The sequence below is a fragment of the Scandinavium sp. NPDC088450 genome, assembly GCF_044900545.1.
Taxonomy (GTDB): Bacteria; Pseudomonadota; Gammaproteobacteria; order Enterobacterales; family Enterobacteriaceae; genus Scandinavium.
Genome location: NZ_JBJDNI010000041.1, coordinates 21,684 through 28,529 on the forward strand (window position 1 = coordinate 21,684; position 6,846 = coordinate 28,529).

The window sequence follows — 6,846 nt, forward strand, 5'->3', positions numbered from 1 at the left end:
TTACTTCATGCTATTGGCAAGGGAGTCGACATTATGACGCAACATTTTGACGTAGCTGTCAGCCACCCCGCCCGGTTTTGACAGCGCTTCCGGATACAGCTCACCGCCAGGTTGTGCGCCCGTCGCAGAAGCAATCTGCTTCACCAGGCGTGGGTCGAGTTGGTTTTCCATAAACCAGGTCTTCACACCGTCGGCCTTAATCTGATTGATCAATTGGCCCACCTGCGCCGCGCTGGCTTCGCTCTCGGAAGACAAGCCTTGCGGTGCCATGAAAGTCACCCCGTAAGCACGCCCGAAGTAACCAAAGGCGTCATGACTGGTCAGGACTTTGCGCTTAGCTTCCGGGATAGCGCTGAACCGGGACTTCGCCCAGCCATCAATTTGCCTGAGCTGCGCAATGTAGGCTTGCCCGCTGGCGTTGAGGGCTGCTTCATCTTGCGGATCGGCTTTCACCAGCCCGGCGAGAATGTTTTGTGCATACAACGCCCCGTTGGCGGCACTGTTCCAGGCATGAGGATCGGTAACGACTTTCCCGTCTTCATCAAGCGTATGGGTCTTCACCCCTTGTGAAGCGACAACCAGCTCGCCTTTAAACCCCGAAGCTTTCACCAGTCTGTCCAGCCAGCCTTCAAGGCCCAGCCCGTTGACCACCACCACATCAGCTTTACTCAAAAGCACGCTGTCTTTTGGCGAAGGCTCAAAGGTATGCGGGTCACCATCCGGGCCGACAAGCGTGTCCACGTGCACGTGTTCACCCCCAACTTGCTGCACCATATCGCCGAGCACAGAAAAACTAGCGACCACATTGAGCGTTTTTGCCATGACGCCTGGTGAGAGCGCCCCTAGCGCCAGTGCTAAAATAAACCCCGTTCTTTTCATCATTATTCCCCTTTATCAAAAAAGCGCTCGCAGACTGAAAGCCAGCCGGCTACGCGTGCCAAAAAATAGTGAAATGAAAAACAGCAGGCTGGCGGTGAGCACAATCGCAGGGCCAGCCGGCAGGTTTGCCGACCAGGACAAACTTAATCCGAGCCAGGCGCAGAATGCGCCGCTCACTGCGGCAAACAGCAAAATCACAGGTAAGGTTCTCGCCCAGCAGCGAGCGGCAATCGCGGGGAGCATCATTACGCCAACAGCCATCAGCGTGCCCAATACCTGAAACCCGGCGACCAGGTTAATGACCAGCAGCGCCAGAAACACGCCGTGCAGCAACGACGGCAAACGGCGTGAGTTAACTTCCAGCCAGGCGCTGTCGAATGCTTCACTGACAAAGCCGCGATACAGCGCGGCCAGTGCGATGAGCGTGAGGCTGGCAACTGCTGAGACAAACACTGCGGCGCTGCTGTCGACAGCCAGAATGGAGCCAAACAGTAAATGGAGGAGATCGACGCTTGATCTCCGGAGCGACACCAGCGTGACACCCAACGCCAGGGATCCCAGATAGAACCCAGCGAAACTGGCATCTTCTTTCAGCGGCGTGCGACGACTGACCCAGCCCGCAATCAGCGCCACCGCGATCCCGGCGATAAAACCGCCAATCGTCATCGCCAGCAGCGACATGCCGTTCAACAGGTATCCCACCGCCACGCCAGGCAATATCGCGTGCGAAAGCGCATCGCCCATCAGGCTCATCCGACGAAGCAGCAAAAACACGCCGAGCACAGTGGTGCTGACCGACAGCGCCAGGCACACCACCAGCGCCCGACGCATAAAACCAAATTCGATAAAAGGCTGGAAAAAGGTGTGCCAGATCATGCTTGCCTCGCGTGGTCAAAGGCCGGAAGCACAGACGCTGTGGCTCCCCAAAGCGCGTGTTGCGATTCAAGAAGCAGCGTTTCTGGGAAGTAACGAGCAACGCGCTGGTTGTCATGTAACACCGCCAGCACCGTTTGTCCGTCGCGATGCATGTCGAGGATGACCTCCATCAACAGTTGGCTGGTAGCCTCATCAATACCGGTGAACGGCTCATCAAGCATCACCAGCGGCGCTTGTTGTACCAGCACGCGGGCAAAAAGCATGCGCTGAAATTGGCCGCCAGAAAGCGCTTCAATAGGCATCTCCGTGAGCGCTGTCAGCCCTACTCTCTCCAGCGCTTGGGCAACACGACGACGCATTTCGCCACTCACGCCACGAAGCAGCGACACACGCGGCCACGCGCCCTGGCTAACAACATCTTTCACCGTTATGGGAAACTGAGACTCCAGCGCATGCCGTTGTGCCAGCCAGCCAATCACCGGACGCTGTTTTTGCCAGTGCATTTTTCCGCTCACGGGAGGGATAAATCCGGCCAATGTTTTGAGCAGCGTTGATTTCCCGCAGCCATTCACACCGACAATTGCGGTCAGCGAGCCCTCTTCAATAACGCCACAAAGCGCCGGGGTGATCGCGAGACGGTCGTAACCCGCGACAAGATGATCCAAAGCAATCATGGCAGCAGTACCGCCCACCAGGTGGCAGCCCAGAGCAAAGCCAGCAGCGCAACGGCGAAAGCCAGGCGCAGCAAACTGGAGGAAGTAAACAGGGAAAACGACATGGTCAGCGACTCACGTAAATATGTTATAACATAACAATAATGAGTTCAGGAGTAGTTGTAAATTGATGATGTGACGCGGGGATGTATCGGAATGTTTCGGAAATCCCCTCCCGCAGGAGGGGAAAAGGCATTACTGCTGAGCGCGAGCCATGGCGACAGCCTGACCAAGCTGCCAGACAGCCATCGCATAATGCGTGCTGTGGTTGTAGCGGGTGATCGCGTAGAAGTTTGGTAAGCCGTACCAGTATTCGTAGCCGGTCCCCACATCCAGACGCAGCAAACTCGCCTGCTGGTGATCGCCCAGAGATTGCGTTGGAGACAAGCCCGCCGCTGAAAGCTGCGAAATGCTGTAATTCGTTTTGAAGCCGTTATCCAGACCCGGCGCCTGACCCATTGCCGGAACGGCAACCTGATCGCCCTTCACCCAGCCATGCTGTTTGAAGTAGTTAGCCACGCTACCGATAGCGTCTTCCGGATCCCACAGGTTGATATGCCCGTCACCGTTGAAGTCCACCGCATACTGTTTGTAGGAAGACGGCATGAACTGACCGTAGCCCATTGCGCCTGCGAAGGAGCCTTTCAGATCCAGCGGGTCGTCCTGCTCATCACGCGCCATCAACAGGAAGGTTTCCAGCTCGCCAGAGAAATACTGTGCACGGCGAGGATAGTTGAAGGAGAGCGTCGCCAGCGCGTCGAGGATACGGGTTTTGCCCATCACGCGACCCCAGCGGGTTTCCACCCCAATAATGCCGACGATGATTTCCGGCGGCACGCCGTAGACCTGCCACGCGCGGGTCAGCGCATCCTGATACTGATTCCAGAAAGCCACGCCGTTTTGCACGTTATCTGGGGTGATGAACTGTTTGCGATAGCGCAACCACGCGCCATTCGGCCCTGTTGGTACCTGCGCCGTCGGTGCCTGCCTGTCCATCAGGCGCAGCACGTAATCCAGACGTTTCGCCTGAGAGAGAATTTCATGCAGTTGCTGACGATCAAAGCCATGTTTGCTGACCATAGAATCAATAAACTGCTCCGCCGCCGGGTTATTCGCAAAGTCGCCGCCCATCATAGTGACGTTGTGTTGCGGCTCCAGCAAAAAGCCCCCGGAGGACGGGGTTGCCGTAGGCGCTTCCGCCGTTTTCGGTTTGCTGCTACAGGCCGCAACCAGCACGCAGAGTGGGAGTAAGGTCAGATAACGACGCTTCAACATGTGACATCCATTTAGCAATTTCAGCAAAGGCAATCATGGTAAAGCATCCCGAAGTCTGCAAGGAAGCGCTACCTGCATTAAAAACAAATCTTTCATTTTTACGCTTCCACCTCTCATCACTCTCGTCTCGGCATTTCGCCACAAACTTTCACAATGAATATTTTATCTTTCATTTTGAGATCTAATTAACACATTAAAACCTTTCAAAGTGATTATTATTGCAGCCAGTTGCACAAGAACACTCACAGGAGAGAACAATGATCGAAACCATTACCCATGGCGCCGAGTGGTTCATCGGACTGTTTCAGAAAGGCGGAGAAGTGTTTACCGGGATGGTGACCGGGATCCTGCCGCTGCTGATCAGCCTGTTGGTTATCATGAATGCGCTGATCAACTTTATCGGCCCTGCCCGCATTGAAAGATTTGCTCAACGCTGTGCGGGCAACCCTGTTTCTCGTTATCTGGTTTTGCCTTGCATAGGCACGTTTGTGTTTTGTAACCCGATGACGTTGAGCCTTGGGCGTTTTATGCCGGAGCGCTACAAACCCAGCTATTACGCCGCAGCCTCTTACAGCTGTCATTCGATGAACGGTCTGTTTCCGCACATCAACCCGGGCGAATTGTTCGTGTATCTCGGCATTGCCAGTGGATTAACCACGCTGGGCTTGCCGCTGGGCCCGCTGGCCGTGAGCTACTTGTTGGTCGGTCTGGTGACCAACTTCTTCCGTGGCTGGGTCACCGATCTGACCACCGCCATTTTCGAGCGAAAAATGGAGATTCAGCTTGAACAAACCGTTCGCCTTTCAGGAGCCACAGCATGAGCCGCATCCGTATTGAAAAAGGCACCAGCGGCTGGGGTGGCCCGCTGGATCTGGACGTTATCGAAGGGAAAAAGATTGTTTACATCACTGCAGGCACCCGTCCGGCCATCGTCGACAGACTGGTGGAACTCACCGGCTGGCAGGCGGTAGACAGTTTTAAGGAAGGAGAACCTGCAGAGGCTGAAATTGGTGTGGCGGTTATCGACTGTGGCGGCACGCTGCGCTGTGGCCTCTATCCCAAACGACGCATTCCCACCGTCAACATTCACTCGACAGGAAAATCCGGCCCGATGGCGCAGTACATCGTTGAGGATATTTATGTTTCTGGCGTGAAAATGGAAAACATTCAGCTCATGGAAGACTCCGCTACGCCGCAAAGCTCTCGTGCCAGCACTGCGCCGCGTGAGTACGACACCAGCAAAAAAATCACAGAACAGAGTGATGGGCTGCTGGCAAAAGTGGGCATGGGAATGGGGTCAGCTGTTGCCGTATTGTTCCAGTCCGGCCGTGACACCATTGATACCGTGCTGAAGACAATTCTGCCGTTTATGGCGTTCGTCTCGGCGCTGATCGGCATCATCATGGCCTCTGGGCTTGGCGACTGGATTGCGCACGGCCTGGCTCCGCTCGCCAGCCACCCACTCGGTCTGGTGACGCTGGCACTTATTTGTTCCTTCCCGCTGCTGTCACCGTTCCTCGGCCCAGGTGCAGTGATTGCGCAGGTTATCGGCGTGCTGATTGGGGTACAAATCGGGCTTGGGCATATTCCCCCGCACCTCGCTCTGCCCGCTCTCTTTGCGATTAACGCTCAGGCGGCCTGCGACTTTATTCCCGTTGGGCTTTCGCTTGCCGAAGCCAGACAGGACACCGTTCGCGTTGGCGTGCCTTCCGTACTGGTCAGCCGTTTTCTCACCGGCGCGCCGACAGTGCTGATTGCCTGGTTTGTCTCTGGCTTTATCTATCAATAAGGAGTGACCGATGTCCGTCATTTATCAGACCACTATCACCCGCATTGGCCAAAGCGCCCGCGAGGCGCTGGGCGACAGCATGCTCATTACTTTTCGCGAAGGCGCGCCGGCCGACATTGAAGAATATTGCTTCATTCATTGCCACGGCACGCTCAGCGGCGCCCTGCTACCCGGCGGCGAGTTACGGCTAGGCGACAAACGTTATCCCGTCACCGCCGTCGGTGACGTCGCCGAGCAGAACCTGCGCGAACTTGGCCACATTACGCTGCGCTTCGACGGACAGCATGAAGCGGAATATCCGGGTACCGTCCACGTGGATGGCCTCGTGCCACAGGCGCTCGCCACCGGCTGCACACTTACATTCGTTGCATAATTTAAGGAGAGAAGTATGAATCAGGTTGCCGTTGTCATTGGTGGAGGACAAACCTTAGGGGAGTTCCTTTGCCGTGGGCTGGCCGCAGAAGGCTATCGCGTTGCGGTGGTTGATATTCAAAGCGAAAAAGCAGCCCGGGTTGCCAGCGCCATTAATCAGGAGTTTGGCGAGGGCGTGGCTTACGGATTTGGTGCCGATGCCACTAGCGAGCAAAGCGTGATGGCGCTGGCGCACGGCGTGGATGAGATTTTTAACCGTGTCGATTTGCTGGTCTACAGCGCCGGAATAGCCAAAGCAGGCTTTATCAGCGACGTCGCGCTGGGCGATTTTGACCGCGCGTTGAAGGTGAATCTGGTGGGGTATTTCCTCTGCGCTCGCGAGTTTTCCCGTCTGATGATCCGCGACGGCATTCAGGGACGCATCATTCAGATCAACTCGAAATCCGGCAAAGTGGGCAGTAAACACAATTCCGGCTACAGCGCGGCGAAATTCGGCGGCGTGGGCCTGACGCAATCACTGGCGCTCGATTTGGCGGAATACGGGATAACCGTTCACGCGTTGATGCTCGGCAACCTGCTGAAATCGCCGATGTTCCAGTCTCTGCTTCCGCAATACGCCACCAAGCTCGGCATCAAGCCGGAAGAAGTGGAGCAGTATTACATCGATAAAGTGCCGCTCAAGCGCGGCTGTGATTATCAGGATGTGCTCAACACACTGCTGTTCTATGCCAGTGACAAAGCCTCTTACTGCACCGGGCAGTCTATCAATGTGACCGGTGGGCAAGTGATGTTCTGACCGTGTTTCCCGGTAACAATGCGCTTGCCGGGAAACCAATATGACGTCCAGGTAGATACTGTTATGCCACGCAAGCATTTTCTGTGTGCAACGTGGCATCGAACGGGCGTCCTGATTTCAGGACGCCGTACGCCACTTGTGCCAGT

At 55.8% G+C, this 6,846-nt stretch carries 8 protein-coding genes; 4 read left to right on the plus strand and 4 right to left on the minus strand.

What is annotated here, in order from left to right:
* The 4 genes from ACI2I2_RS23440 to mltB all read right to left on the minus strand — a co-directional run bounded on the left by ACI2I2_RS23440 (position 1) and on the right by mltB (position 3,743).
* On the minus strand, positions 1–879 hold the full coding sequence (locus tag ACI2I2_RS23440; RefSeq protein ID WP_404660133.1) for a metal ABC transporter substrate-binding protein: 879 nt from the start codon (positions 877–879) through the stop codon (positions 1–3).
* 15 nt (positions 880–894) lie between these two features.
* Positions 895–1,755 carry a metal ABC transporter permease gene (locus tag ACI2I2_RS23445; protein WP_404660125.1) on the minus strand — a complete coding sequence of 287 codons (861 nt, stop codon included), beginning with the start codon at positions 1,753–1,755 and terminating at the stop codon, positions 895–897.
* Entirely contained in the window at positions 1,752–2,462 is a 711-nt protein-coding gene (locus ACI2I2_RS23450) for a metal ABC transporter ATP-binding protein (protein ID WP_404660134.1), read from the minus strand. Before ACI2I2_RS23450 ends, ACI2I2_RS23445 begins: the two co-directional genes overlap by 4 nt.
* A gap of 201 nt (positions 2,463–2,663) precedes the next feature.
* Positions 2,664–3,743 (minus strand): lytic murein transglycosylase B, encoded by a 1,080-nt coding sequence (gene mltB, locus ACI2I2_RS23455; protein ID WP_404660126.1) that lies wholly within the window; start codon positions 3,741–3,743, stop codon positions 2,664–2,666.
* Between the two features lie 257 nt (positions 3,744–4,000).
* On the opposite strand from mltB, the gene srlA reads away from it, so the two are divergent.
* Genes srlA through srlD form a run of 4 tightly spaced genes read left to right on the plus strand, consistent with a single transcriptional unit; the run spans position 4,001 to position 6,700 of the window.
* Positions 4,001–4,564, plus strand: coding sequence for a PTS glucitol/sorbitol transporter subunit IIC (gene srlA / locus ACI2I2_RS23460; protein WP_404660127.1), 564 nt, complete (start codon positions 4,001–4,003; stop codon positions 4,562–4,564).
* A complete protein-coding gene (locus ACI2I2_RS23465; protein WP_404660128.1) occupies positions 4,561–5,532 on the plus strand; it encodes a PTS glucitol/sorbitol transporter subunit IIB in 972 nt (323 codons plus the stop codon). Before srlA ends, ACI2I2_RS23465 begins: the two co-directional genes overlap by 4 nt.
* 10 nt (positions 5,533–5,542) lie before the next feature.
* Complete coding sequence (gene srlB / locus ACI2I2_RS23470) at positions 5,543–5,905, plus strand: PTS glucitol/sorbitol transporter subunit IIA (protein ID WP_404660129.1); 363 nt, start codon at positions 5,543–5,545, stop codon at positions 5,903–5,905.
* Between the two features lie 15 nt (positions 5,906–5,920).
* The gene (srlD, locus tag ACI2I2_RS23475; RefSeq protein ID WP_404660130.1) at positions 5,921–6,700 is read left to right on the plus strand and encodes a sorbitol-6-phosphate dehydrogenase; all 780 of its coding nucleotides are present in this window, start codon (positions 5,921–5,923) and stop codon (positions 6,698–6,700) included.
* The last annotated feature ends 146 nt before the right edge of the window (positions 6,701–6,846 follow it).